The following is a 22,730-nucleotide window of genomic DNA, read 5'->3' on the forward strand; positions in this document are numbered from 1 at the left end:
GGATTTCCTGAGGAAGGCATGAGAAAACCGGGCCGGGCGGAATTATCGAATTCCGCCCGGCCCGGCCGCAGTTGTCCCTGACGCGACCTCAAACCGCAGGTCAGGCGCGGTGCACGGTGATCGTCGTCCAGGCGCCGATGTGGATCCGGTCGCCGTCGTTCAGCGGGACGGCGGTGTGCGGGGAGATCGGTTCCGCGCCGCCGTTCACGGTGGTTCCGTTGGTGGAGTCCTGGTCCACCAGCACCCAGCTGCCGTCCGCCTGTTCGGCGAGCAGCGCGTGCTGGTGCGAGGCGCCCGGGTCCTCCGGCGGTACCGACAGGTCGATCTCCGGGACGGTGCCCCGGTGCTGGCTGCGCCGGCCGATCCGCAGCTGGCCGCGGCCGGTCAGCGGGATGCGGCGCTCGGGGCAGTACGGCGGGAAGAACAGGCCGGCCGCCTCGGGGCCGCTGCGGGCCATCATGTCGGTGAAGTAGTCGCGGTCGGCCGAGACCACCGCGATCCAGTTGGCCCGGACCGGCTCGGCCTGGACGGGCTCCGGCTGGGCTCCCGGCTGTGGGTGCGGCGGGGCCAGGTGGAAGGACGTGCCGAAGTCACCGCCGCGGTTGTTCGGGCCGGGGCCGGCGGGCTGGGCGTACACCGGGCCGGAGTCCTCGCGCACCGGGGCCTCGGGGAAGGCGCCCTCCGGCGGCGGGTAGCCGTAGGTGTGCGGGTACTCGGGAGCCGGCGGCTGGTGGGGCTGGGGCTGCGGCGGGACGGGCGGGGCCTGCGGGGGCTGCGCGGTGCCGCCGTAGGCCGCCGGGATGTTCAGCGGCGGGGGCTGGTCCGGGCCGGGCGCGGGCGCGGGTGCGCCGCCGGCCGGCACCTGGCGGCGCGAGGGGGTGGACAGCTCGTAGTCGTAGCCGCACTCCTCGCAGAACCGGCCGGTCTGCGGGCTGCGGCAGATCGGGCAGACCGACAGGCCCTCGGTGAGGCCGTGCGGCGGCGGGGGCGGGACGGCCCCGGGCGGCGGGAACGCGCCTCCCGGCGGCGGCGGGTAGGCGCCGGGCGGGGGGAACGCCCCGGGCGGGGACGGCGGTACGGCCCCGGGCGGCGGGGGCGGCGCACCGAAGGGCGCACCGCCGTGCTGCGGGTGCCCGGCGGCTGCGCCGGACGCGGGGTCGGCGCCGGGCGCTCCCGGGTAGCCCCCGTGGGCGCCCGGCGTCGGGACCGGCGGAGTCATCGGGAAGCCGCAGAAGTCGCACCAGTCCTCGGCCTGCGACTCGTGGCCCCTCGGGCAGATCGGCATCAGGTCCCCCTCGTTTCGGGCCGGTGCGGCGCGGCGTCGCGCCGGGCAGCCGGCCCGGTCACGTCTTCAGCGGTCACTTCGCGGTCACTTCTTCACACGTACCGTCTTGGTCGACCGGGTCTCAAGGGTCATCGAGTCGGCCTCGCTCACGTTCTTACGGAACCGAACCGTACCCTCCTTCGGGTCGACCACGTCCACCACCTTCTGCAGGAGCTTGTAGGTGCCGTCGTTCCCGGTCGCGTGGGCGATCCGGACGGCGGCGCCCAGCTTGGCCGTGGCGGTGTCGACGTCCCCGGCGCGATGGGCCTCCAGGCCCTCCTGGATCGAGGAGGCGAGCTCGGCCTGCCCGGTGTAGTGGGCGACCTGCGGGCTGATCCGGGTGGAGGAGGCCAGGTCGTCCGTCCAGACCGCCTTGACCAGGCCCTGGCCGAGCACCTCGGGGGTGCCGCCGCCGACCTGCGGGGGAAGCACCAGGCTGACCCGGGCGGCGAGCATCTCGTTGCCGACCGAGGCGGCCGGGACCTCGACGCAGACGTGGTAGTCGCGGCTCTCGTCGCCCCAGGAGCCGGTCGGGTAGTCACCGGCCCGGGGGCCGGCCTCGGTGCGGCGCCCGGTGAGGTCCTCGACCGCGGGTGCGACCTGCTTGACGAACTTCACCGTGGCGTTGGCCGGGGTCCAGATCCGCAGCGCGACGTCGGCGACCTGCTTGCCCATCGCGCCGGCCATCATCGAGCGGAAGTCCTCGGCGAGGCCGGAGGGCTCGGCGACGATGTCGGTGGTGCCGAGCAGCGCCGAGGAGATCTTGCGCAGCTCGTCGATCCGCCAGTCGGTGCCCACGCCGCGGCAGTCGGCGGTGAAGTGGCCGGTGACCCGCTCGATGGTGCGGGCCAGGTCCTCCGCCGACTCGTGCTCGTTGTTGCCGTCGGTGAGCAGGATGGCGTGCCGGATGGCGATGTCGCGGCGGGTGAGGAAGAGCTTGTCGGCCTTGGCCAGCCAGGTGCCCATCGCGGTGCCGCCGGCCGCGGTGAGGCGGCGCAGCGACTCCTTGGCCTGCTCCCGGGTGCCCGGCGAGGCGGTCGCCAGGGTGCCGTCGCCGGGGTAGATGTCGCGGGCCTCGTGGGTGCCGGCCACCACGGCGAAGGCGGTGCCGTCGCGCAGGGCGTCGATGGCCGCGGCGGTGGCCTCGCGGGCGCCGTTGATCTTGGTCTTGGGGTAGTCCATCGAGCCCGAGCAGTCGACCAGGATCACCACGGCCGCGTCGGCGTCGCCTCGCTTCGGACCGGCGTCGGTGAGGCCCAGCGGGCGGCCGCCGGAGGTGCCACCGCCGGTGGAGGTGACGGTGACGATGGCGTTCACCTCGCGGGCGCCGTCGGCCAGGTACTCGTTCTGGAAGATCTCCACATCGAACCTGGGCAGGTTCGGCTTCGCCAGTGTTGCCATGGGGCGGTGGCTCCCGTCGGGTGAGGGGTGGATGCGATCGGGTCGGTGGGGCGGTCCGGCGGGCCGGCGGTGCGGCGGACGAGGGCCGTCGGGCCGGCGGCGGACGGCCGGTCAGGCGGTCGGCGGCTGCGGCGGCTGCGGCGGGACGGGCGGGGCGACGGGCGGTGCGGGCGGGGCCGGGGGAGCCGCCGGGGGTGCGGGCGGCGCCGGCGGGGCGGCCGGGGCGCCCGTGACCGGGGGCAGCGGTGCGGCGGGGGAGCCGATCACCGGGAGGTCCGGCAGGGTCGGCTCGTAGTCCGGGTCGTCCTCCGGGGCGCTCTTGGCGGTGGCCGGGGTGATCACCTTCAGGTTCAGCGCGGTCGGCGTCTCCTCGACCTCCTCGACGGAGGCCGTCGGCGGGTCGATCGGCAGCACCGCGACGGTGATGTTGTCGTGCCCGCCGGCCGCGACCGCGAACTTCACCAGCGTCTGCGCCGCCGCGAGCGGCTCGGTGCGGGCGTCCGGCCGGACGTAGTACGCCAGGTCGGTGGCCGCCTCGGCGTAGTTCCACAGCCCGTCGGTGCAGATCAGCAGCACCCCGGGGACGTGCGGGGTGAAGTCGAGGGTGTGCGGCACGACCTCCTCGGCGTCGGCGCCGAGCCAGCCGGTGATGGCGTGGGCGCGCGGGTCGGCGTACGCCTCGGCCTCGCCCATCAGCCCGGCCTCGACCATCCGGGCCGCCCAGGAGTCGTCCTGGGTGAGCCGGAAGGGGACGGCGGTGGCACGGTCGTCCGGGATCCAGTACGCCCGGGTGTCGCCCACCCAGCCGATGGTGATCCGGCCGCCGGCCGCTATGGCGCTGACGAAGGTGCAGGCGGGCGCGTTGACGTCGGGGCGGGCGGGTCCGGTGCCGTCGGTGGCGAGGTCGGCGACGGCCTTGGCGGCGTCGGCGACGGCCGCACGCATCGCCTCCTCCGGGTCCCGGCCGGCCTCCAGCGAGGTCAGCAGGGATTCCGACGCGGCGTCGACGGCGGTCTCCGAGGCCTCGTCGGGCCGGTCGGAGGAGGAGACGCCGTCGCACACCACGGCGACCACGACCGGCTCCCCGCCGGGCAGCGAGCTGGCGGCGACGGTGAAGGAGTCCTCGTTGCGGTGGTGGCGCACGCCGCGGTCGCTGACCCCGGCGACGCCCGCGAGCGCCTTCTCCATGTGGTCGCGCGGGCGCGGCTGGGCGCTGCCGCAGCCCTCGCAGTAGCCGTCCTCGGTGACCTGCGGCTGCCCGCAGTTCACGCAGACCGGCCCGCGCTGCGACGGGACGGCCCCCCCGCGGGCGGCGGCCCAGCCGGCGGGCATCGCGCCCGGGGCCGCCCGGCCGTCCCGGCCGGTCCCGCAGCGCCCGCAGAAGGCGTCGTCGGGGTCCATCGGCTCGGAACAGCTCGGGCACTCGGTCTGCTGCGGCATCGGCTACACCCACGTCCTGGGGCGGGCCCGGTTGGCCCGTTCCACCATCTCGATCCTGGTCTCGGCCCGGTCGGCCAACCGGGCGAGTACCCGGTATGACTGTTCCAGGGCGAAGCGCAGTTCCCGCTCCACCGCGGGACGTCCCAGTACCACCAGGTCGACGCCCTGAGGCGCACCGGCCGAACCGGCGCCGACCCAGCCGAGGGCCGCGCCGAGCACCTCGACGGAGAGCTCCTCGCGGCGGCGGTCGTCCAGCCGCAGCGCGGTCAGCTGGTCGGAGCCGGCGGCGAGGTCGGCGGCGAGCGGGTCGGTGACGGCCCGTTCGCGCAGCCGGGCGCGGACGGCGGCGATCCGGGCGGCGGTGTACTGGCTGGAGGTGGCCGGGACGGACTCCAGCACGCGCACCGCGCCGGGCCGGTCGTCCTCGGCGAGGCGGACCCGGGCGAGGCCGAAGGCGGCGCTCAGGTAGGCGTGGTCGGTGGTCCACACCAGGCGGTAGAACTCGGCCGCGTCGCCGCCGTCGCCCAGCAGTTCGGCGCAGATGGCGAGGGCGAGCTTGGGCGCGGCCTCGCCGGGGAAGGCGTCGTAGACCGCGTCGAAGGCCTCGGCGGCGGCCCGGAGGCCGGTTCCGGCGCCGCCTCCGGAGGCGCTGCCGCCGTTGTCGGAGTCGTCCGCGGCCCCGACCAGGGCGACCAGGCCGCGGTACCAGACCACCCGCCAGTCGTCCGGGTGGTCGTGCTCCAGCTCGGCCAGTCTCTCCACGGCCGTGCCGTGGCGGCCGAGTTCGAGCAGGGCGCGCAGCTCGCGCAGCCGGCTCTCGGTCGAGACGGCGGGGGCGCCGCCCAGGGCGACGAGCGCCTCCTCGGGGTCGGTGGCGAGCAGGGTGGCGAGGAAGCCGGCGTTGGGGTCCCCCGGGTCGACCCGGGGGACGGGCAGGGCGAGGGCGGCGGCCGACGGGTCCAGGGCGGCCACCCGGAGCTGCCCGGGCTGAGCGGTGGGCAGCACCAACTCGGTGTCGACGACGCGCAGTTCGGGGCCGAACAGGGTGGACGGCGCGGGCCGGGGCCGGTCGTCCTGGAGGGCCAGGACCTCCCGCAGCACACCGGTGAGCTGGTCGGCCATCTCCTCGGCGGAGGAGAAGCGGCGGGCCGGGTCCGGGTCGGTGGCGCGTACCAGGAAGCGGTAGTACGACTCGTACTTGGCGAAGACCTCGACGTCCTCGGGGCCGGGCAACGAGTCGCGGTAGGTGGTGCTGTAGCCCTGGAAGTCGAAGGTGAGCACCGCGAGGGTGCGGGCCACGGTGTAGAGGTCGGAGGCGGGGGAGGGGCCGTCGGTGGCGATCTCCGGGGCCTGGTAGCCGATGGTGCCGTAGATCGGGCCGTCGTCGTCGAAGCGGCGGACCGCGCCCATGTCGATGACCTTGAGCGTGTCGCCGCTCTGGATCACGTTGTCGATCTTGAAGTCGCAGTAGACCAGGCCCCGGCCGTGCAGGTAGCCCAGCGCGGGCAGCGCCTCCAGGGCGTACGCGATCGCCTGCTCGACCGGCAGCGGCTCGCGCCGGCCGTCCGGCGTGCGGCGGTCGTTGGCGATGTCCTTGAGCGACTTGCCGCCCACGAACTCCATCACTATGTAGCCGTCGGTGGAGCCGGTGCGCAGGTCCGGGTGCTCGGCGAAGTTGATGATGCGGACGATGTTCGGGTGGTCCACCTCGGCCAGGAAGCGCCGCTCGGCGACGGCAGCGGCGAGCGCGTCCTCGTCACCGGTGTCCAGCAGGCCCTTGAGCACCACCCACTTGTCGTTGACCCGCCGGTCCACCGCCAGGTAGATCCAGCCGAGCCCGCCGTGCGCCAGGCAGCCGACCACCTCGTACTGCCCGCCGACCAGGTCGCCGCGGCGCAGCTTGGGCGTGAAGGAGTACGGCGTGCCGCACTTGGTGCAGAAGCCGTCCGGGCGGCCCGGCTGGCCGTTCTTCGCCCGGCCCACCGGGGCCTCGCACTTGGAGCAGAACCGCTTGCGCTCGGGCACCTCGGGGTTGGCCAGCACGGCCTGTGCCGGGTCGGCCGTCGCCACCGTCGGCACGGTGACCAGGCCGGCGCCCAGCCGGTTGCGGGTGCCCGCGCTGACGCTGCCGCGGGTGGAGCGCACCGAGACCGAGCGGCTGCTGCCGGTGCGGGTCGAGCGGTGCGAGCGGGAGCGGCCGGACATCGAGCGGGCGGAGCCGGTGCGGGCCGACAGCGAGCGGACCGAGCCGCTGCGCGCGGAGTCCGGGGCGACCCGGGCGGACGGGACGTAGGGCTGGGTGACGCCGGTGTCGGCGCCGGGCGGGGTCAGTCCGCACTCGTCGCAGTAGCCGTCCGCGTCGATGGTGCCCGCGCAGTCCCGTGGGCACGGGGAACCGGGGCCGGCGGCGGTCGGCGGGGGTGCGGTCGTTCCGCTGGTGCCCGCGGGGGCCACCGTGGAGGTCCCCGCCGGGGCCAGCCCGCACTCGTCGCAGTAGCCGTCGGCGTCGATCCTGCCGTTGCCGGAGCAGTCCGGCCGTACGCACACCTCGCCCATCAACCTCAGCCCCCCTGTACCTGTCCGTCGACCGGCGTCTGGCCGGCCGCCTCGTGTGCCTGTGCGCCCTGTCGTGCCTGCGCGCCCTCGTGTGCCTGCGCGCCGTCGGAGGTCTCGGCCCGGGCCGGGCGCAGCGACTGCTGGAAGCGGGCCACCGCGGCGGCCGCCGCCCGCAGGTCGCAGGGCGCGCTCCACAGCAGCCAGCGCGCCTTCTCGTACCGCTCGATCACTTCCGGGTCCTCGGCGACCCGCATCCGGGCCGCCATCGCCTTGTAGGCGTCCAGCCGGCCGCGCAGTTCGGCCCGGACGGCCAGCGGCTGGGTGACCTCGGTGAGCGACTGCCGGGCCCGGGCCAGCTCCTTGGCGGCGGCGTCCTCCAGCGCGTCGAGCAGCGGCGCCAGCCGGCCCCACTGCCCGCCCTGGCGCAGGTCCAGCGCGGTGACGATCCGTTCGCGCAGCGCCGAGGCCGGGCCGGGCACGGCCGGGACGTCGCTGGAGGCTATCTTCGCCAGCACCTCGCCGCGCGCCCGGCGGGCCTCGGCCAGGGTGGCGTCGGCCCGCTGGAGGAGGTCGCCGACGCCCTGGAGGCGCTCCTCGGCGTCGTCGCGCAGCCGCAGCAGGTTCTCCAGCTCCAGCCGGACGCCGTCCAGCGCCCGCCCGGCCCGGTCGAAGCGTTCGGTGTCCACCACCCCGGAGGGCGTGGCGAAGGCCTCGCCCTCCGGCACCGTGCCGCGCTGGGCGGGCACCCGGGCCGGGCGCCACAGCGCCAACGGGTCCTCGCGGACCTCGGTGCGCAGCTCGGTGAGGTCGTGGGCCAGTCCGGTCAGGTCGTCGCCCAGAGGGTGGCCGCCCACGCGCACGCCGAGCGAGGCGGCCAGGGTCTGCACCCGGTGCAGTTCGGCCAGCAGCAGGTCGATCCGGGCCGGCAGCGCCGACCAGACCGCGTCGGCGGCGCTGACCACCTCCAGCACGGTGGCGTACCAGGAGTTCATCCGGGCCATCAGCGTGTCCAGGCTGACCCGTTCGACCAGCTTGGCGGGCGCGCCCAGCAGTTGCGGCCCGTCCGGCAGCGCGCCTCCCGGGACGGTCACCGCGTCGCCGGTCAGCAGCTCGCTCAGCTCGGCGAGTTCGGGATTGCCGGGCTTGGCCTTGCGGGCCCGGACCGCGCGGGCCGAGGCGAGCGCCTCGGAGTAGCGGTCGAACAGCGCCCAGAGCAGCGGCAGGCCCTTGCCGGCGACGGACCAGCGCTCCAGGGTGCGCCCGCTCAGTTCGGCGCCGTCCAGCAGCCGCAGGCCCGGGTGGTCCTGGAGGGCGAGCAGCGCCGACTCGACCGCGTCCCGCTCCGCACCGAGGCGCGCGAGCGCGCGGTCCACCTCCTCCCGGCTCAGTACCGGGCCAGCCGATGCCGCCACCGCGGTGTCCTTCCTTCCTCGCGCGGGCCGCCGTCGCGTGCGACGGGCGGTCCCGCGACAGCCCCCGTGCCCACCACCGGTCTCCCCGTGGTGATCGTCCCGAACCCTAGCCGGTGGGCGTCCGGGCGGTGCGGGCGCGGGGCGTCAAGACGGCGTCAACACCCCGCGTCCGCACTGGTCCGTACCCGTCCGTACCGGCGCCGGCCTCAGTGCGGGACCGGCCAGTAGTGCTCGGCGTCGTTGAGCATGTAGGGCTTCAGCCAGCGGTCGTAGCTGCGCGCCCACTCGCCGCCGGCGTGGTAGTCGGCCAGCACCTGGTTGACCCGCGCGGTGAGGTCCGGGCTGCTCTTGAGCATGGCGACGCCGATCACCTCCGGCTGCACGTCGCCGTCCACGATGCGCACGGTCTGGTCCTGCGCGGCCTGACCGGCCGCCAGGCCGTCGTCGGTCATGGTGGCGTCGATCCTGCCGAGCTGCATCAGGACCAGGCAGTCCAGCTGGTTCTCCACGACCGTCAGGTGGGCGCCGGCGTCCTTCTTGGCGCCCTTGGCCGGGTCGAGGACGTCGGCGGCCGTCGACCCCTTGGCGACGCAGACGTTCTTGCCGCCGATCGCCTCGTCGAGGTTCTTCGCCGAAGAGGTCTTCGGGACCAGCACCCGCTGGGAGATGCTGAAGTACGGCTTGGAGAAGGCCACTTCGTCCATCCGCTTGCAGCTGATGGTCATGGTGCGGACGATCAGGTCGACCCGGCCCTGCTGCACCGCGTCGGACCGGTCGGCGGTGGCCACCGGCTTGAGCACCACCTTCTCCGGGTCACCCATGATGGCGGTGCCGATCGCCCGGGCCAGGTCGATGTCGAAGCCCTCGATCTGACCGGTGTTGGGGTTGCGGGCGCCCCAGCGGTAGCTGTTCTGGTCCACGCCGATCACCAGGCTGCGCCTGGCCTTGATGGCCTTCACCGCCGGGCCGTCCACCGAACTCGGCGGCACGCTGGCGTAGATGTCGCAGGCGTCGGACTGCGTCTGCTGTTCCTGCGACTGCTGGACGGCCCGCGGCGCGACGGTCGCGGCGGCCGGCGCGGCGCCGGAGGGGCCGCCCCCGCCGAGCACGGCCGCGCAGGCCGCCAGCACTGCCAGCGCCGCGGCGCTCCTGGTCGGTACGGTTCTGCTGCGCATCTCTCCCGTTCCCTCCTTACCGGTACTCGGCGAGTCGTCGGCCCAGGCCGCGCAGCGCGGCGGCCGCGGCCACCAGGCCGAGCACCGCGGCCGCACCGGCCGCCAGGCGGAGGTCCCCGGCGGTGCCGTCGGCGGCGGCCCTGAACCGGGCCTGTTCGATGTCGGCGGCCTGGGCGAGCGCCCGGTCGGTGCCGTTGAAGGCGGCGTCGGCGGTGTCGGTGGTGTCGGTGGCCGACACCGTCTTGTTCAGGGCGCCCTGGTAGTCGGCGTTGGTCACCTCGGCCGTGTGCGCGGCGGCGTAGCGGTCCTGCCAGGAGTCGTACTGGTCGGCGGCCGCAGCCAGGGACTGGTCGGCGTCGCGCGGTGCGAGGGCCAGAGCGTTCGGCAGGGAGCCGCTGCGCCGCCGCATCGGGGTCGACTTCCCGGCGGTTCCGGCCAGGCGCTTGGTGGCCTCCGCGTACTGCCCGTTGTACGTGGCGGTGGAGCCGCGCGCGACCAGGTTCAGGTTCTCCGCCAGCCGGGCGGTCAGCACGTCCACCCGGGCCGTGTTGAGCGCCCGCAGTGGGGTCGCGCCGTCGTGGTCGCTCTCCTCCAGGGCCGAACCGGTGGTCAGCCCGGCCACGGCGAGCCAGAGCGTGCCCGCCAGGACGGCGGCGGTGGCGCCCAGCAGGCCGATGTTGAACACCCGGTTGGTGCGGCGGAACAGGGTCACCTGTACCCACCCCAGCGCGGCCAGGGTGAGCACCGCCAGGCCGTACGCGCCCCACGGCACCGCCCGGGCCGCGGCGTAGTCGTCCGCCAGTTCCCTGGTCTCGATGGTGTTCAACTCGGCGGCGGCTGGCAGCAGGACGGTCTGCATCTGCTCGGAGGCGTACCGCAGGTAGGCGCCGCCGAGCGGGATTCCCTGCCGGTTGTCGGCCCGCGCGGATTCCACCAGACCGGCGTACACCGGGAGTTGCTGGTTCAGCCGGGAGAGTGAGTCTTGGGCCGGGGAGGTCGCGGTGGTCCGGGCGGCGGCCTGGGAGATCAGCTTGGCGGCCTGGGCGAGGTCCTGCTCGTAGCGGGCCCGGACGTCCTTGGGTTCGGCGCCGGCCAGCAGGAAGCCGGAGGCCGCGGTGGTCGCGGCGTCGGCCAGCGAGCGGTGGATCTCGGCCGCGTCCCGGGTCAGCGGCTGGCTGTACGAGACCACCCGGTCGGCGGCCGACGCCCTGGTCTCCAACTGCCAGGCGGTGAGCCCGCCGAAGGCCACCGTGAGGACCGCGAGCACCACCCCGGCCAGCCGCAGCCGGCCCGGGGGCGTGCGGGTGGCCTGCGCCAGCCGGGCGCGTACGCCGCGGACGGGTGCGGCTGGCCGGGGCTTGTTCGTCGGCGTGCCACCCGGTCCGGGTCCCGGGAGGCCGGGCGGCGCCGCACCCCGTGCCGCTGCCGCCGGTGCCGCCCCCGGTACGGCCGGTGGCGCGCTCGGCCGTGCCGGGAACGCGGCGCCCGGAGTGCCGTTGCCTACTGGTGTTGCCACCCGCCTCATCCTCCCCTGGGGCCGGACCCGACACCCGGGGCCCGACCGATGGCAGCAGTATGGCCGTGACTCCCCGCGGCCACACCCGACTTGCGCGGATCTTGAGCATGTCGTGCACGGTTTCGGCACGCTCCCGCACGGCTCGTACCGTTCGTACCGGCTCGCGCGGCGTCGGGTCGGCGCGCAGCGGTACGGGCCGGCCGGTGGCCGGCCCGTACCGGTGCGTCGTGCCTCCAGGCCCGGTCCGGCCGTACGGAGAGGTGGCGATGGGTGCGACGCGGGCGGTGCCCCGCACGGTTGCGCGCCGCGCTGATCCCGGGTGCGGCACCCCGCCCCTCCGTACCATGGGCCCCATGCGACTGCTTGGAACGATCTCGCCCGACCGCCCGCTGCTCGTCGTCGCGGTCCGCGAGGAGGCCGCCCACCTCGACGACCGGCTGCCCGTGCTGCTCACCGGGATCGGGAAGGTCAACGCCACCGCGGCCCTGGCCACCGTGCTCGCCCAGGGCGAGCAGCCCTCCGAGGTGATCAACCTCGGCACCGCCGGCGCGCTGCGCCCCGGCTGGGAGGGCGTCCACCACGTCGTCCAGGTGATCCAGCACGACCTGAACAGCGAGGCCCTGCGGGCCCTGACCGGCCGCAGCTACGGCACCCCGCTGGTCGTCGGCAGGGGCGACGGCCCGGTGCTGGCCACCGGCGACCTGTTCGTCGACTCCCCGGCGGCCAAGGAGCGGCTGGCCGAGCACGCCGACCTCGTCGACATGGAGGGCTACGCCGTCGCCACCGTCGCCCACCGGGCAGGGGTGCCGGTGCGGCTGGTCAAGTACGTCAGCGACGAGGCCGGGGACGGCGCGGGGCACACCTGGCGGGAGTCGGTCGACGACTGCGCCCGGCACCTCGCGGACTGGGTGCGCACCCAGGGCTGGTGACGGTGCGTCGGGTCGGCGCGAGTGGCTAGGGTGGCGCGGTGAACGAGAACACCGCGCCCCTTGGCGCTGCGCCGAGCAAGCTCTCCGACAGCCGTCCGCCGACGGTGAACGCCGACGAGCGGACCACCCTGCTGGCCTTCCTCGACTACCTGCGCGAGGCCGTGATCGCCAAGGTCGAGGGCCTCGGTGACGAGGACGCCCGGCGCCCCGGCGTCGCCTCCGGCACCAGCCTGCTGTGGCTGGTGCGGCACCTGACCGTGGTCGAGCACAACTGGTTCGAGTGGGCCTACGGCGGACTGGGGGAGGAGCCCTTCGACAGCGAGGAGGCCGCGTCGGCCGACCTCACGGTGGCCGCGGCGGTCGCCGCCTACCGGGACGCGATCGCCCGGGCGAACGCGGTGGCCGCGGCCGCCCCGGACCTCGACCGACCGGGTGCGCGCTCGCTGCGGCCGGACGCCGTCGAGGGGCCGTCGCTGCGCTGGGTGCTGGTGCACATGATCGAGGAGACCGGCCGGCACGCCGGGCACGCGGACATCATCCGCGAGCAGCTGGACGGGGCCGTCGGGCGCTGAGCGCGGCAGGGGCGGCCGGAACCCCGGCCGCCCCGCGCTGGTGAGGGTCAGTCCCGGAAGGCCGAGAGGTCGAAGGAGGCCAGCCGCTCCGGGTCGACGATCACGTCGATCGCGGCGATCGCGCCGTCCACGACGGTGAACGCCATGACCGACAGTGCCCGGCCGTTGTCGCCGATGACCACCGCGCCCGCGGTGCCGTTGACCAGTGCCGGGCGGGCGAACGGTGACAGCTTGCCCCACAGGACGGCCTGCCCCGCCACCGTCCCCGCGCCGGTGAGCACCACGGTGTGCCGGGCCTGGCCGGCCCCGCCGTCCGAGCGCAGCACCACGTCGGGGGCGAGCACCGCGAGCAGGGCGTCCAGGTCGCCGTTGCGGGCGGCGGCGAAGAAGGCGTCCACGGCGAGGCGCTGGCGGCCCTGGTCCGGGTCGGGCGCGGGTGCCTGCCCCTGCACCTTGCGGCGGGCCCGGCTGGCCAGCTGGCGGGTCGCGGCCGCGGTCTTCTCGATCAGCGGGGCGATCTCCTCGAACGGCACCGCGAACAGGTCGTGCAGCACGAAGGCGACCCGCTCGGCGGGCGACAGCGACTCCATCACCACCATCAGCGCCAGGCCGACCGAGTCCGCGAGCATCACCTCCTGCTCCGGGTCGACCACCCCCTCGCGCCGCAGCAGTGGGTCCGGGATGCGCTCGGGGCCGCTCGCGCCGTCCGGTCCGGTCGGCTGCAACGGCTCCTCGCGGCGCGCGGCGCGGTCGCGCAGCAGGTTCAGGCACACCCGGGAGACCACCGTGGTCAGCCACCCGCCGAGATTGCCCACCTCGGCCGTGTCGGTGCGGTCGTACCGCAGCCAGGCGTCCTGGAGGGCGTCCTCGGCCTCGCTGATCGAGCCGAGCATCCGGTACGCGACCGCGCGCAGGTGCGGGCGGTGCTCCTCGAAGAGCGCGGTCCGGGCAGATCCGTCGTCCACCGTGTCACTTTCCTTCGTCACCTCGGGTCAGGGCAGCAGAGCCACCCAACAGCGGGGGCGGCCGGGGATCAACTCCCGGCCCGGGACGAAACGGAGACGATCGTGACGAACGACCCGGTACTGGTCACCGGCGGCACCGGCACCCTGGGCCGGCAGGTCGTACCGCTGCTGCGCGCAGCGGCCCTGCCGGTGCGGGTGCTGAGCCGGAGGGAGCGGGACGGAGTGACGGCGGACGGCGTGACGCACGTGCGCGGTGACCTGCTCGGCGACGCGGCCGAGGCGGCCGCCCGGCTGGACGAGGCGCTCGCCGGCGTCGACACCGTGCTGCACCTCGCGGGCGGTCCCAAGGGCGACGACGAGGCGACGCGTCGCCTCGTCGCGGCCGCCCGGCGGGCCGGGCCGACGGTGTACGCGATGGACGAGCTGGTCCGGGCGTACCTGGCCGCGCGGGGCCGCAGCCGCCGGCGGCTGCCCGTACGGGTGCCGGGAAAGGTCGGGCGCGCGTACCGGGCAGGGGCGAACCTCAACCTGGCCGGGGCCGAGCACGGGCGGCGCACCTGGGAGGAGTTCCTGGCCGAGCGGCTCGCGGCCTGAACCCACGAGGCACGTCCTAGGCTGGCCGCCATGTCCTTCCTCCAGCGCCTCCGGGCCACCCCCGCCACCGTCGACTACCTGCTCTGGCCGGGGGACTTCTCCCTCGACGCCTACTCGCACGTGGAGGAGGTCGTGCTCGCCTCCGGCGAGGCCCTGGAGGAGGTGGCCAAGTGCGGCGCGGGCGGCACCTTCTTCCTGTGCGGCGAGGGCGGCGACGAGCGGCCGGTCCTCTACGCCGACTCCGAGGGCAGCGCGGCGCTGCTGGCGGTCGGGCTCGAGGAGATGGTCCGGCTGCTGCTCGCGGTGCCGTGGTGGCGGGACTGCCGGCGGCTGACCGAGGAGGAGAGCACGGAGGCGGCCGAGGACTACCTGGCCGACGAGCCCGACCTGCTCGCCGACCGGGACGCGGCCGCCGCCGCGATCGGTCTCGAAGTGCCCACCGTCGCCGAGGCATTGGCGCGGCTGCGGGAGATCGCCCTCGGCCTCGGGCCGTCGTACACGCTGCTCAACGCGGTGGAGGGCAACGCGTACGAGCCGATCTTCAGGCCTTAGCGGAAGCGGGGCCCCTGAGGCGGTCGGCCAGGGCGCGGGCCGCAGTGGCCTCCGGGGTGCCGGTGGCGGCGAGGTGGGCGAGCAGGCGGAGGACCCGGCCGTCGATCGTGACGTTGCCGCCGATCTCGTTGCTCATGGCGTTCCCTCCACGGCTGATCGACGAATAGCCGAAGCCCAACCGGACGGGGTCAGAGGAGGCGGCGCAGGAGACGGGACTTGAGGGGGGTGAAGGGCGGATAGGCGGGGCGGAGGGGGTCGGCGAGGAGGGGCTTGTCGAGGACGGACTTGGTGTGGCTGAAGGTGTCGATGGAGTGGGCGCCGTGGTAGCGGCCGAGTCCGCTCTCGCCGACGCCGCCGAAGGGCAGGCCGGGGACGGCGATGTGGGCGTTGGGGACGCCGAAGGCGAGCGCACCGGAGGAGGTGGCGGCGGTGAGGCGGCGCTTGGTGGCGGCCGAGGCGGTGAAGGCGTAGAGGGCGAGGGGCTTGTCGCGGGCGGTGATGAAGGCGATCGCGGCGTCGAGGTCGGGGACGCGGATGATCGGCAGGACGGGCCCGAAGATCTCCTCGCGCATCACCGGGGCGTCCGGGTCGACGTCGGCGAGGACGGTCGGGGCGAGGTAGCGGTCGGCGCGGTCGTGGTCGCCGCCGGTCACGAGGCGGCCGTCGGAGAGCAGGGCGGTCAGGCGGTCGTGGTGGCGTTCGTTGACGATGCGGCCGTAGTCGGGGCTGGTGGCCGGGTCGGTGCCGTACATCTCGCGGATGGCGGCGGTGAGGTGGGCTTCCAGAGCGCTCGCGGTGCCGCCGATGGCGAGGACGTAGTCAGGGGCGACGCAGGTCTGGCCGGCGTTCATGAACTTGCCCCAGGCGATCCGGCGGGCGGCCGTGGCGAGGTCGGTGCCGGGTTCGACGACGACGGGGCTCTTGCCGCCCAACTCCAGGGTGACCGGGGTGAGGTGGCGGGCCGCGGCGGCCATCACGATGCGGGCGACGGTGCCGTTGCCGGTGTAGAAGACGTGGTCGAAGCGTTGTTCCAGCAGGGCGCTGGTCTCCGGCACGCCGCCCTCGACGACTGCGACGGCCTGCCGGTCGAGGGTTCGGGGCAGCCAGTGGGCGATGGCGGCCGAGGTGGCGGGGGCGAGTTCGCTGGGCTTGACCACCGCGCAGTTGCCCGCGGCGAGTGCGCCGACCAGCGGGGCGAGGGCCAGCTGCAGCGGGTAGTTCCACGGGCTGATGATCAGTACGGTGCCCAGCGGTTCGCGGACCGTACGGGCCCGGGCGGGCTGGAGTGCGAGTGGCACCGGGATGCGGCGCGGGCGCAGCCAGCGGTCGAGGTGGCGCAGGGTGTGGTCGATCTCGTTGATCGTGAAGCCGATCTCGGTGGTGTACGCCTCGGCGGCGCTCTTGCCGAGGTCGGCCTCGAGGGCAGCCGTGAAGGTGGCTTCCTGTTCGACCAACAGGCGGCGCAGGGCGCGCAGTTGGGCCTTGCGCCAGGCGAGGGGACGGGTGCGGCCGGTGGCGAAGGCGGCGTGGAGGCGGGAGACGGTCGCGGCGGTGTCGTCGCCGGTGTTCTCGGCGTTGCCGGGGTTCTCGGGATCGCCGGTGGGCGTGACTTCGACGGAGAGGCTCATACCGCCGAGCGTAAACGAAACGAAACGATTTCGTTTCTTGTTTTCGGTAAACTTCACGGCATGACGCACGGCACGCCCCCGCCCCACCCCGCCGAACCCGCGCCCGCCCCGCGCCGGGGCCGCCCCCGCGACGCCGCCCGCGACCGGGCCCTGCTGGACGCCACGCTGGCCGTGCTCACGGCGAACGGCTACGGCGGGCTGACCACCGCCGCCGTGGCGGCCCGGGCCGGGGTCTCGACCGCGACCCTCTACCGCCGCTGGTCCTCCAAGGAGGAACTGGTGATCGCCGCCGCCGCGCTCCACGGCGAGAGCTCGTACGAGCAGCCGGGCACCGGCACCCTGGAGGGCGACCTGCGGGTCGTCCTGCGGGACAAGGCCGCCGCCATGACCGGCGAAGCCGGTCGCCTGATCCGCGCCCTGATCGGCGAGGCCGCCCACAACACCGCCCTGGCCGAGGCGCTGGTGACGGCCTTCCTCCAGCCGCTGTACGGGAGGGTGGCGGAGGTGGTCCGGCGGGCCGTCGAGCGCGGCGAGATCCCGCCCGTCGACGGGGTGGACCTGCTGGGCGAGGTGGTGGTCGGCCCGGTGATGACCCACTTCCTGCTCACCCCGCGGCTGCCCGAGGACGTCGACGAGGCCGCCGCCCGCGAGACCGCCGACCGCCTGCTGCCGTTCGCCCTGCGGGCGGTGGGTGGGGTGTCGTCAACCTGAACTCCCGTTCGACATGAGGGAGTTCCGTGTCGGACGGCAACGCCGACCGTGTGCGCGGTGGTGGTGCGGGGCGTTCCGAGGGGTGCCCAGGGCTCAGCGGGCGAGGGTGAGGCCCAGGGTGGCGGCGGCCAGGGCCAGGTAGCCGACGGGGAAGTGGACGTTGTGGATGACCCGGGTGCGGAGGTGGGTGGCCACGGCGCCGACGTAGAACAGCACCAGCCCGACTGCGGCCGCCACGCCCAGCGGCGGGACGGCGACCAGGCCGAGCAGCAGTCCGGCGGCGCCGGCCATCTTGAGCGAGGCCAGCCACGGGACCCACTCCGGTTTGACGTTCACCTCGGCCGAGTTGGCCAGGACGAACTCGGCCTTGGCGAAGTCGGCGGCGGCGATCGCGCCGTTGGCGGCGACGGCGAGGACGGTCACGATGACGAGGGCGGACGGCATGGGATTCCTTCGTGTGCGTGCGTGCGTGCGGGCGGGCGGGCGGGCGGGCGGGACGGGACTGGACGGGGCGGGGCGGGAGATCGGGAGATCGGGCGGTTTCGCCCCGCCGCCAAGCCTCTTCGGGGTGCTCCCCTCGCGTCCAATACCTGCTTCCATAACCTGGTGGAATGGATGTGGACACCCGGCTGCTGCGCACCTTCGCCGCCGTCGCCGAGGAGGGCAGTCTGACCCGCGCGGCGGAGCGGCTTTACGTCTCCCAGCCCGCGCTGACCAAGCAGATCCGGCAGCTGGAGAGCCTGCTCGGCGTGCCGCTGTTCGTACGCTCCCGGGCCGGGATGGCGCTCACCGTCGCGGGGCGGAGTCTGGCGGCGCGGGTGCCGGGGCTGCTGGCGGAATGGGACGCGGTGCTGCGGGAGACCAGGAGCGCGGCGAGCCGGGCGGAGCGGGTGCTGAGGGTCGGCTTCCTGGCCAGCGCCGCCAACGAGGCGACGCCGGGCATCGTCGCCGGGTTCACCGCCCGCCACCCCGGCTGGCGGGTCGAGATGCGGCACACGGCCTGGTCGGACCCGACGGCGGGTCTGGCCGCCGGGGAGGCCGATGCCGCGCTGCTTCGGCTGCCGTTCCCCGGGCAGGAGCGGCTGCGGGTGGCCGAGCTGTTCGCCGAGCCGCGATGGGTCGCGCTGCCGTCGGCGCATCCGCTGGCCGCGCTGGAGGTGGTCCCGTTCCGCGCGTTGTGGGACGAGCCCTTCGTGGCGGCCCCGGCCGAGACCGGTCGCTGGCGGGACTACTGGGTCGCCGCCGACGAGCGCGAGGGGCATCCCGTCCGCTTCGGCGCGGTCGTCGAGCACCCGGACGACTGGCTGAGCGCCATCGCCAACGGCTACGGCGTCGCTCTCGCCCCGGAGTCCACCGCCCGCTTCTACGCCCGCCCCGGGATCGCCTACCGGCCGGTGAGCGGCGTGAGCCCGAGCCGGATCGGGGTCGCCTGGTCCCCGGCGGACGACGGGAACCCGGTGGTGCGTGACTTCGTGCGGTGCTGCCTGGACGCCGCCGCCCAGGAGTGACCGGTGGCCGTCGAGGAGCGGGAGGAGGGGGAGGGGTGGCAGCCCTCAGCGCCGCCACCCCCCATTGGCTCCTCGGCACCGGGCCGGTGGTTCATTGAGCCAAACCCCGCCTGGGGGTGAAACCGGGTGGGGATCAGAGCGGGGTTCCGCGTGGGCAGGGTCCACTGCCCGGGGCGGACGGACCGCAGGATCCGCTCGAACCCGCCGCTGGCGAGCAGGAACCGGTCGAGGAGCCCGTCGAAGGCGGCGGCAGCGGCGGCACTGGTCATGCGCCCGTCCTGCGAAGCGGATCCCGCCCGCACCGGCGGCTTTCGGACCTCGCGCCGGGGCTCCTGCCCCGGCCCCGGGTAGGCGCTCCGGAGGCCGGGGTGGGCGCCCCGGGTGCCGTTCAGCCCACGAGGGTCGCGCGCAGGCGCTTCTTGTCCGGCTTGCCGACGGACGTCAGGGGGATCGCGTCGACCAGGTGCAGGGCCTCGGGGGCGTAGATCCGGCCCTTGCGGGCGGTGACGAAGGCACGGACCTCCTCCAGCCGCGGCTGCTGCCCCGGCGCGGGGACGACGGCGACGTGGACGTGCTCGGACTCCTGGGTGTCGCGCACGCCGAACACGGCGCACTGGGCGATCGCCGGGTGGGTGAGCAGCAGGTCCTCGACCTCGGTCGGGTAGACGTGGCCGCCGACGACGATGATCAGGTCCTTGAGGCGGTCGGCGAGGTAGAGGTAGCCGTCGGCGTCGAAGTAGCCGATGTCGCCGGTGTCCAGCCACCCGTCCCGCAGGACCCGGGCGGTGAGCTCGGGCTGCTTCCAGTACCCGGCCATCAGGGTGTCCGAGCGGACGTGCACCTCGCCCTGTTCGCCGGTCGGGAGCACGGTGCCGTCGGCGGCGCGGATCTCCACCTCCACGTCGGGGAAGGGACGGCCGACGGGGAGCGGTCCGTCGTCGCCGAACCGCGCGTGCTCGGCGGGGGCGAGGGCGGCGATCTTCTGCGCCTCCGACATGCCGTAGAGGCTGACCAGGACGGGCCCGAACACCTTGAGCGCCTCGCGGATCCGGGTCGGGGAGGCGGCGCAGCCGCCGTAGTCGAGCCGCTGAAGGCTGGACAGGTCGGTGCGGCCGATGGCCGGGTGGTCGAGGAGCTGGTAGATCAGCGGGGGCAGGACCCACATGTCGGTGATGCGTTCGCGTTCGATCGCGGCGAGCACCTCGCCGGGGTCGAAGGAGCGCTGGAGGACCACGGAACCGCCGCGCTGGAGCGTCACGTCGGAGAGCACCCCGGCGAGGTGGGCCAGGGAGGTGGCGGCGAGGAGGCGGGGCGGTTCGTCCTCGGGGCGGCCGGCGAAGGGCACGTCGAACATGTCGCGGTAGGGGCCGTGCAGGCTCAGGATGCCCTTGGGGATCCCGGTGGTGCCGCCGGTGTGGCGGATGCCGAGGTCGTCGTCGGGGCCGATGCGGACGGCGGGCTCCTCGGCGGGACGGCCGGCGGAGGCGGCGATCACGTCCTCGCCGATGGCGACGCCGGCGCCGTCGGGGCCGGGGCCGGGGCCCAGGGTCAGGACGGCGGGCACGTCGATCAACGGCAGCAACTCGGCGGCGCCCGCGTAGCGTTCGGCGTCGACGAGCAGGACGGTGGTGTCCACGCTGGCCGTGATCTCGGCCAGGACCGGGGCACTCATCCCGTCGTACAGGTTGACCACCCGCGCGCCCGCCAGACCCGCGGCGTAGCGGGCGCTGAGCGCCTCGGCGGTGTTGCCGGTGAGCAGGGTGACCGTCGCGCCGCGGCCCACGCCGCGGGCGATGAGCTCGTGGGCGAGGCGGTAGGTGGCGGCGGCGAAGTCGCCGCCGGTGATCTCGACGCCGTCGGCGGTGGTGACGGCCCGCCGGTGCGGGTCGGAGACCAGGGACCGGAGGATCGAGGCGGGTGCGCTGACGAACTCCTGGTCGGTCATGGCCACTTCTTCCTTGTAGTTTGCAACCATATCGTCAGGCTAACCCCCTCCCCGGTCGGCATTGTCGAGTTCAGGCCATGTCCGGTCGGAAGACTGAGGGGAAGTCAGCCGGAGGGCGGAGGACCGGATCGGCGACGGCGTCCCGGTGTTCGTCGGGCGCGGTGACGGTCACATGGCCTTGCCGGCCCGGGAGTTCGGTGATCATCGCGCTGCGCAGCCCGGGCCGTGGTGGGTCCCGACCGGGACGGGCGTGCCGTCGAGGCGCAGTTCGCCGCGGGTCGGCGGGCCGTCGGACGAGGCGGAGGCCGGGCCGGTGCGCGGGCCGAAGTCGAAGCGGTCGAAGTGGTCGGAGTTGGCGAGAAAGTCGACGAGTCGGGGAGCTGGTCGTTGGCGGCCGTCCGCCCGCTGCGGGCCGCCGGCTCACCGCCGGCGGCCCGCACCTCGACGCCTCGGTCACGCCGATGGCGGCTACCGGTCGGCGGTGAGCTTGCCGGCCGCACCCCAGTTCTCCGGCTGGTACTCCTGGATCCACACGTACACGCTCTCGGCGGGAACCTCCAGCGCCTCCACGAAGGCCTCGGTGACCTTCTTGACCAGTTCGCGCTTCTGCTCGACGTTGCGCGGACCCTGCTGGATGGTGACGATCGGCATCTTCGGCTCCTGATCGGGTTTCCTGCCGGGCTCTTCCGCCCGGCTCCTCGGCCGGTTCCCCCGGCGAGGAGCAGTCCACCCGATCCGGCGGCCCGCACCCAGACCCGAATCGCTCTCACAGCGATCACGAATCCTGATCGTCGCAGGTCGGCGGTGTTTCGCGGCAAGCCGCGAGGAGCAGCCGGGGGAGCGGGGCGGACCGCCGCACGGCGAGCGAGGTCGGCAGCGCCAGCCGCGTCCGGCAGGGCCGGAAGGCCACCCGGTGGGAGTTGGTCATCCGGGCGTTCACGGCGTACACCACCGTCCACATGGGGGTGCCGGTGCCGATCGAGGCCAGGGTGTCCTGCAGCGCGCCGTGCGCCGGGCCGAGGACCGGCCGGAAGCCGGCCTCCGCGCACGCGCCCATCACCAGGTCCACCAGCGCCGGGTTGTTGCGGCGGTCGGTCAGCCGGAGCGGCAGGGCGGCGAGGTCCGCGAGATCCACCTCGGGGTGGGTGGCGAGGGCGTGCCGGGCGGGCAGCGCGAGCAGCAACTCGTCCTCCCAGACCGGCAGGAACCGCAGCTCGGGACTGCCCCCGGCGATCGCCCCGCGCACGAAGGCGGCATCGAGCCGCCCGTCCGTCAGCCGAGCCAGCCGCTCCCGCACCGGTACGGACTGCAGCTCGACGCGCACGCCCGGCGCCTGCCGCTGGTAGGTGTCCAGGATCAGGTCCAGCCGCTCGCCCAGCCCGGTGATGGTGCCCAGTCGCAGCACGGCGGGCGCGGCCAGATCGGCGGCGAGCGCCCGGGCGGCGTCCTCGGCCGCCAGCACGTTCCTGGCGGCGGGCAGGAACCGCTCACCCGCGGGCGTCAGCCGCACGTACCGGGGCGACCGGTCGAACAGCTCGACCTTCAACTCGCGCTCCAGCCGTCGCACCTGCTGACTCACGGCGGGCTGCCCGAGCAGCAGCCGCTCGGCGGCCCGGCCGAAGTGCAGCTCCTCGGCGACGGCGACGAAGCAGCGCAGCTGCCGTAGCTCCATGCGGATCCTCCGCTCGGTGGGTCGACGGGCTCATGGTCGCAGGCCGGTGCGGCGGCTTCCCCACGGTGGGGCTGAGGTGGTCGGAGGCACCCCTCAGGGTGGTCTATAGTTAACCCATCACCCAGATGCGCGGGTGGCGGAATAGGCAGACGCGCTGGATTCAGGTTCCAGTGCCCGAAAGGGCGTGGGGGTTCAACTCCCCCCTCGCGCACAGAGAACGGCCGGTTGATCCTCGGATCGACCGGCCGTTTTTTCTTCCCCGCCGACGGGTCGTCGAGGCAGGTCCTCCCCCGAGCCGCCCCCCGTCCGCGAACGGGCGCCCCACTAGGCTGGGCCGGTCGGCCGTACACGCCTGGGGGGAATCGGCACGTGAGCTTGATGGAGCACGATCCGCGGGAGATCGGCGGGTACCTCCTGGAGGGCAGGCTCGGTGCGGGCGGGATGGGCGTGGTCTACCGCGCCCGGTCGGTGTCCGGCCGCCAGGTGGCGGTGAAGGTGATCCGGCCCGAGCTGGCCGCGGACGCCGAGTTCCGGGCCCGGTTCCGGCTGGAGGTCACGGCGGCGCGCAAGGTCAGCGGCGCGTTCACCGCGCCCGTGCTCGACGCGGACGCCGACGCTCCGGCGCCCTGGCTCGTCACCCTCTTCGTCCCCGGCCCGTCGCTGGGCGAGCGGGTCGCCGGCCAGGGTCCGTTGCCCCCGCCCGAGGTGCGCAGGCTGGCCGCCGGACTGGCCGAGGCACTCCGCGAGATCCACCGGGTCGGGCTGGTGCACCGCGACCTCAAGCCCGGCAACGTGCTGCTCGCAGAGGACGGCCCGCGCGTCATCGACTT

21 protein-coding genes and 1 tRNA gene are annotated in these 22,730 nt (G+C 74.7%); 8 read left to right on the forward strand and 14 right to left on the reverse strand.

Features of this window, described 5'->3' with window-relative positions; translation table 11 throughout:
* Positions 1-100: 100 nt before the first annotated feature.
* The 7 genes from ACH4J0_RS36300 to ACH4J0_RS36330 all read right to left on the reverse strand — a co-directional run bounded on the left by ACH4J0_RS36300 (position 101) and on the right by ACH4J0_RS36330 (position 10,824).
* Positions 101-1,285, reverse strand: a complete 1,185-nt coding sequence (locus ACH4J0_RS36300) for an FHA domain-containing protein (protein ID WP_396245443.1) — start codon at positions 1,283-1,285, stop codon at positions 101-103.
* Positions 1,286-1,369: 84 nt separating this feature from the next.
* Positions 1,370-2,725 carry a VWA domain-containing protein gene (locus ACH4J0_RS36305; protein WP_396245444.1) on the reverse strand — a complete coding sequence of 452 codons (1,356 nt, stop codon included), beginning with the start codon at positions 2,723-2,725 and terminating at the stop codon, positions 1,370-1,372.
* A 111-nt stretch (positions 2,726-2,836) separates the two neighbouring features.
* Positions 2,837-4,165, reverse strand: coding sequence for a PP2C family serine/threonine-protein phosphatase (locus ACH4J0_RS36310; protein WP_396245445.1), 1,329 nt, complete (start codon positions 4,163-4,165; stop codon positions 2,837-2,839).
* A gap of 3 nt (positions 4,166-4,168) precedes the next feature.
* Positions 4,169-6,721 (reverse strand): tetratricopeptide repeat protein, encoded by a 2,553-nt coding sequence (locus ACH4J0_RS36315; protein WP_396245446.1) that lies wholly within the window; start codon positions 6,719-6,721, stop codon positions 4,169-4,171.
* A 5-nt stretch (positions 6,722-6,726) separates the two neighbouring features.
* Positions 6,727-8,133: a hypothetical protein gene (locus ACH4J0_RS36320; protein WP_396245447.1), complete on the reverse strand. Its 1,407-nt coding sequence runs from the start codon at positions 8,131-8,133 to the stop codon at positions 6,727-6,729.
* A gap of 206 nt (positions 8,134-8,339) precedes the next feature.
* Positions 8,340-9,308: a glutamate ABC transporter substrate-binding protein gene (locus ACH4J0_RS36325; RefSeq protein WP_396245448.1), complete on the reverse strand. Its 969-nt coding sequence runs from the start codon at positions 9,306-9,308 to the stop codon at positions 8,340-8,342.
* A 16-nt stretch (positions 9,309-9,324) separates the two neighbouring features.
* Complete coding sequence (locus ACH4J0_RS36330; RefSeq protein ID WP_396245449.1) at positions 9,325-10,824, reverse strand: hypothetical protein; 1,500 nt, start codon at positions 10,822-10,824, stop codon at positions 9,325-9,327.
* 353 nt (positions 10,825-11,177) lie between these two features.
* Here ACH4J0_RS36330 and ACH4J0_RS36335 point away from each other — a divergent pair, with 353 nt between their 5' ends.
* Positions 11,178-11,753, forward strand: coding sequence for a nucleosidase (locus ACH4J0_RS36335; protein WP_396245450.1), 576 nt, complete (start codon positions 11,178-11,180; stop codon positions 11,751-11,753).
* 38 nt (positions 11,754-11,791) lie between these two features.
* Complete coding sequence (locus ACH4J0_RS36340; RefSeq protein ID WP_396245451.1) at positions 11,792-12,325, forward strand: DinB family protein; 534 nt, start codon at positions 11,792-11,794, stop codon at positions 12,323-12,325.
* A 47-nt stretch (positions 12,326-12,372) separates the two neighbouring features.
* Here ACH4J0_RS36340 and ACH4J0_RS36345 read toward each other — a convergent pair whose 3' ends face one another.
* The gene (locus ACH4J0_RS36345; protein WP_396245452.1) at positions 12,373-13,290 is read right to left on the reverse strand and encodes a sigma-70 family RNA polymerase sigma factor; all 918 of its coding nucleotides are present in this window, start codon (positions 13,288-13,290) and stop codon (positions 12,373-12,375) included.
* Positions 13,291-13,392: 102 nt separating this feature from the next.
* Between ACH4J0_RS36345 and ACH4J0_RS36350 the strand changes: the two genes are divergently transcribed.
* Both ACH4J0_RS36350 and ACH4J0_RS36355 read left to right on the forward strand, forming a co-directional pair.
* The gene (locus ACH4J0_RS36350; protein WP_396245453.1) at positions 13,393-13,884 is read left to right on the forward strand and encodes an SDR family oxidoreductase; all 492 of its coding nucleotides are present in this window, start codon (positions 13,393-13,395) and stop codon (positions 13,882-13,884) included.
* Between the two features lie 30 nt (positions 13,885-13,914).
* Positions 13,915-14,436: a hypothetical protein gene (locus tag ACH4J0_RS36355; RefSeq protein WP_396245454.1), complete on the forward strand. Its 522-nt coding sequence runs from the start codon at positions 13,915-13,917 to the stop codon at positions 14,434-14,436.
* Here ACH4J0_RS36355 and ACH4J0_RS36360 read toward each other — a convergent pair.
* Positions 14,426-14,572 carry a hypothetical protein gene (locus ACH4J0_RS36360; RefSeq protein ID WP_396245455.1) on the reverse strand — a complete coding sequence of 49 codons (147 nt, stop codon included), beginning with the start codon at positions 14,570-14,572 and terminating at the stop codon, positions 14,426-14,428. The two genes, ACH4J0_RS36355 and ACH4J0_RS36360, sit on opposite strands and share 11 nt — an antisense overlap.
* A gap of 52 nt (positions 14,573-14,624) precedes the next feature.
* Entirely contained in the window at positions 14,625-16,064 is a 1,440-nt protein-coding gene (locus tag ACH4J0_RS36365; protein WP_396245456.1) for an aldehyde dehydrogenase family protein, read from the reverse strand.
* A gap of 60 nt (positions 16,065-16,124) precedes the next feature.
* On the opposite strand from ACH4J0_RS36365, the gene ACH4J0_RS36370 reads away from it, so the two are divergent.
* Positions 16,125-16,775 carry a TetR/AcrR family transcriptional regulator gene (locus tag ACH4J0_RS36370; protein ID WP_396245457.1) on the forward strand — a complete coding sequence of 217 codons (651 nt, stop codon included), beginning with the start codon at positions 16,125-16,127 and terminating at the stop codon, positions 16,773-16,775.
* 93 nt (positions 16,776-16,868) lie between these two features.
* Here ACH4J0_RS36370 and ACH4J0_RS36375 read toward each other — a convergent pair whose 3' ends face one another.
* The gene (locus ACH4J0_RS36375) at positions 16,869-17,219 is read right to left on the reverse strand and encodes a DoxX family protein (protein ID WP_396245458.1); all 351 of its coding nucleotides are present in this window, start codon (positions 17,217-17,219) and stop codon (positions 16,869-16,871) included.
* A gap of 167 nt (positions 17,220-17,386) precedes the next feature.
* On the opposite strand from ACH4J0_RS36375, the gene ACH4J0_RS36380 reads away from it, so the two are divergent.
* On the forward strand, positions 17,387-18,283 hold the full coding sequence (locus ACH4J0_RS36380; RefSeq protein WP_396245459.1) for a LysR family transcriptional regulator: 897 nt from the start codon (positions 17,387-17,389) through the stop codon (positions 18,281-18,283).
* Positions 18,284-18,671: 388 nt separating this feature from the next.
* On the opposite strand, the gene ACH4J0_RS36385 is transcribed toward ACH4J0_RS36380, so the two are convergent.
* The 3 genes from ACH4J0_RS36385 to ACH4J0_RS36395 form a co-directional block, all read right to left on the reverse strand.
* A complete protein-coding gene (locus ACH4J0_RS36385; RefSeq protein ID WP_396245460.1) occupies positions 18,672-20,228 on the reverse strand; it encodes an AMP-binding protein in 1,557 nt (518 codons plus the stop codon).
* 468 nt (positions 20,229-20,696) lie between these two features.
* Complete coding sequence (dmpI, locus tag ACH4J0_RS36390) at positions 20,697-21,017, reverse strand: 4-oxalocrotonate tautomerase DmpI (protein WP_396245462.1); 321 nt, start codon at positions 21,015-21,017, stop codon at positions 20,697-20,699.
* Positions 21,004-21,900, reverse strand: coding sequence for a LysR family transcriptional regulator (locus tag ACH4J0_RS36395; RefSeq protein ID WP_396245461.1), 897 nt, complete (start codon positions 21,898-21,900; stop codon positions 21,004-21,006). Before ACH4J0_RS36395 ends, dmpI begins: the two co-directional genes overlap by 14 nt.
* 127 nt (positions 21,901-22,027) lie before the next feature.
* Here ACH4J0_RS36395 and ACH4J0_RS36400 point away from each other — a divergent pair.
* Positions 22,028-22,111 (forward strand) — tRNA-Leu (locus tag ACH4J0_RS36400).
* Between the two features lie 167 nt (positions 22,112-22,278).
* Positions 22,279-22,730 (forward strand): serine/threonine-protein kinase (locus tag ACH4J0_RS36405; protein WP_396245463.1); only part of this gene is annotated, 452 nt, incomplete at its 3' end.

It is taken from the genome of Kitasatospora sp. NPDC017646 (genome assembly GCF_044329365.1).
Taxonomy (GTDB): domain Bacteria; phylum Actinomycetota; class Actinomycetes; order Streptomycetales; family Streptomycetaceae; genus Kitasatospora.

Coding starts and splice junctions, on each gene's coding strand:
- ACH4J0_RS36315 (WP_396245446.1), bottom strand. CDS start 6,721: ATGGGCGAGGTGTGCGTACGGCCGGACTGCTCCGGCAACGGCAGGATC.
- ACH4J0_RS36365 (WP_396245456.1), bottom strand. CDS start 16,064: ATGAGCCTCTCCGTCGAAGTCACGCCCACCGGCGATCCCGAGAACCCC.
- ACH4J0_RS36385 (WP_396245460.1), bottom strand. CDS start 20,228: ATGACCGACCAGGAGTTCGTCAGCGCACCCGCCTCGATCCTCCGGTCC.
- ACH4J0_RS36310 (WP_396245445.1), bottom strand. CDS start 4,165: ATGCCGCAGCAGACCGAGTGCCCGAGCTGTTCCGAGCCGATGGACCCC.
- ACH4J0_RS36335 (WP_396245450.1), top strand. CDS start 11,178: ATGCGACTGCTTGGAACGATCTCGCCCGACCGCCCGCTGCTCGTCGTC.
- ACH4J0_RS36355 (WP_396245454.1), top strand. CDS start 13,915: ATGTCCTTCCTCCAGCGCCTCCGGGCCACCCCCGCCACCGTCGACTAC.
- ACH4J0_RS36300 (WP_396245443.1), bottom strand. CDS start 1,285: ATGCCGATCTGCCCGAGGGGCCACGAGTCGCAGGCCGAGGACTGGTGC.
- ACH4J0_RS36305 (WP_396245444.1), bottom strand. CDS start 2,725: ATGGCAACACTGGCGAAGCCGAACCTGCCCAGGTTCGATGTGGAGATC.
- ACH4J0_RS36360 (WP_396245455.1), bottom strand. CDS start 14,572: ATGAGCAACGAGATCGGCGGCAACGTCACGATCGACGGCCGGGTCCTC.
- ACH4J0_RS36395 (WP_396245461.1), bottom strand. CDS start 21,900: ATGGAGCTACGGCAGCTGCGCTGCTTCGTCGCCGTCGCCGAGGAGCTG.
- ACH4J0_RS36325 (WP_396245448.1), bottom strand. CDS start 9,308: ATGCGCAGCAGAACCGTACCGACCAGGAGCGCCGCGGCGCTGGCAGTG.
- ACH4J0_RS36380 (WP_396245459.1), top strand. CDS start 17,387: ATGGATGTGGACACCCGGCTGCTGCGCACCTTCGCCGCCGTCGCCGAG.
- ACH4J0_RS36370 (WP_396245457.1), top strand. CDS start 16,125: ATGACGCACGGCACGCCCCCGCCCCACCCCGCCGAACCCGCGCCCGCC.
- ACH4J0_RS36375 (WP_396245458.1), bottom strand. CDS start 17,219: ATGCCGTCCGCCCTCGTCATCGTGACCGTCCTCGCCGTCGCCGCCAAC.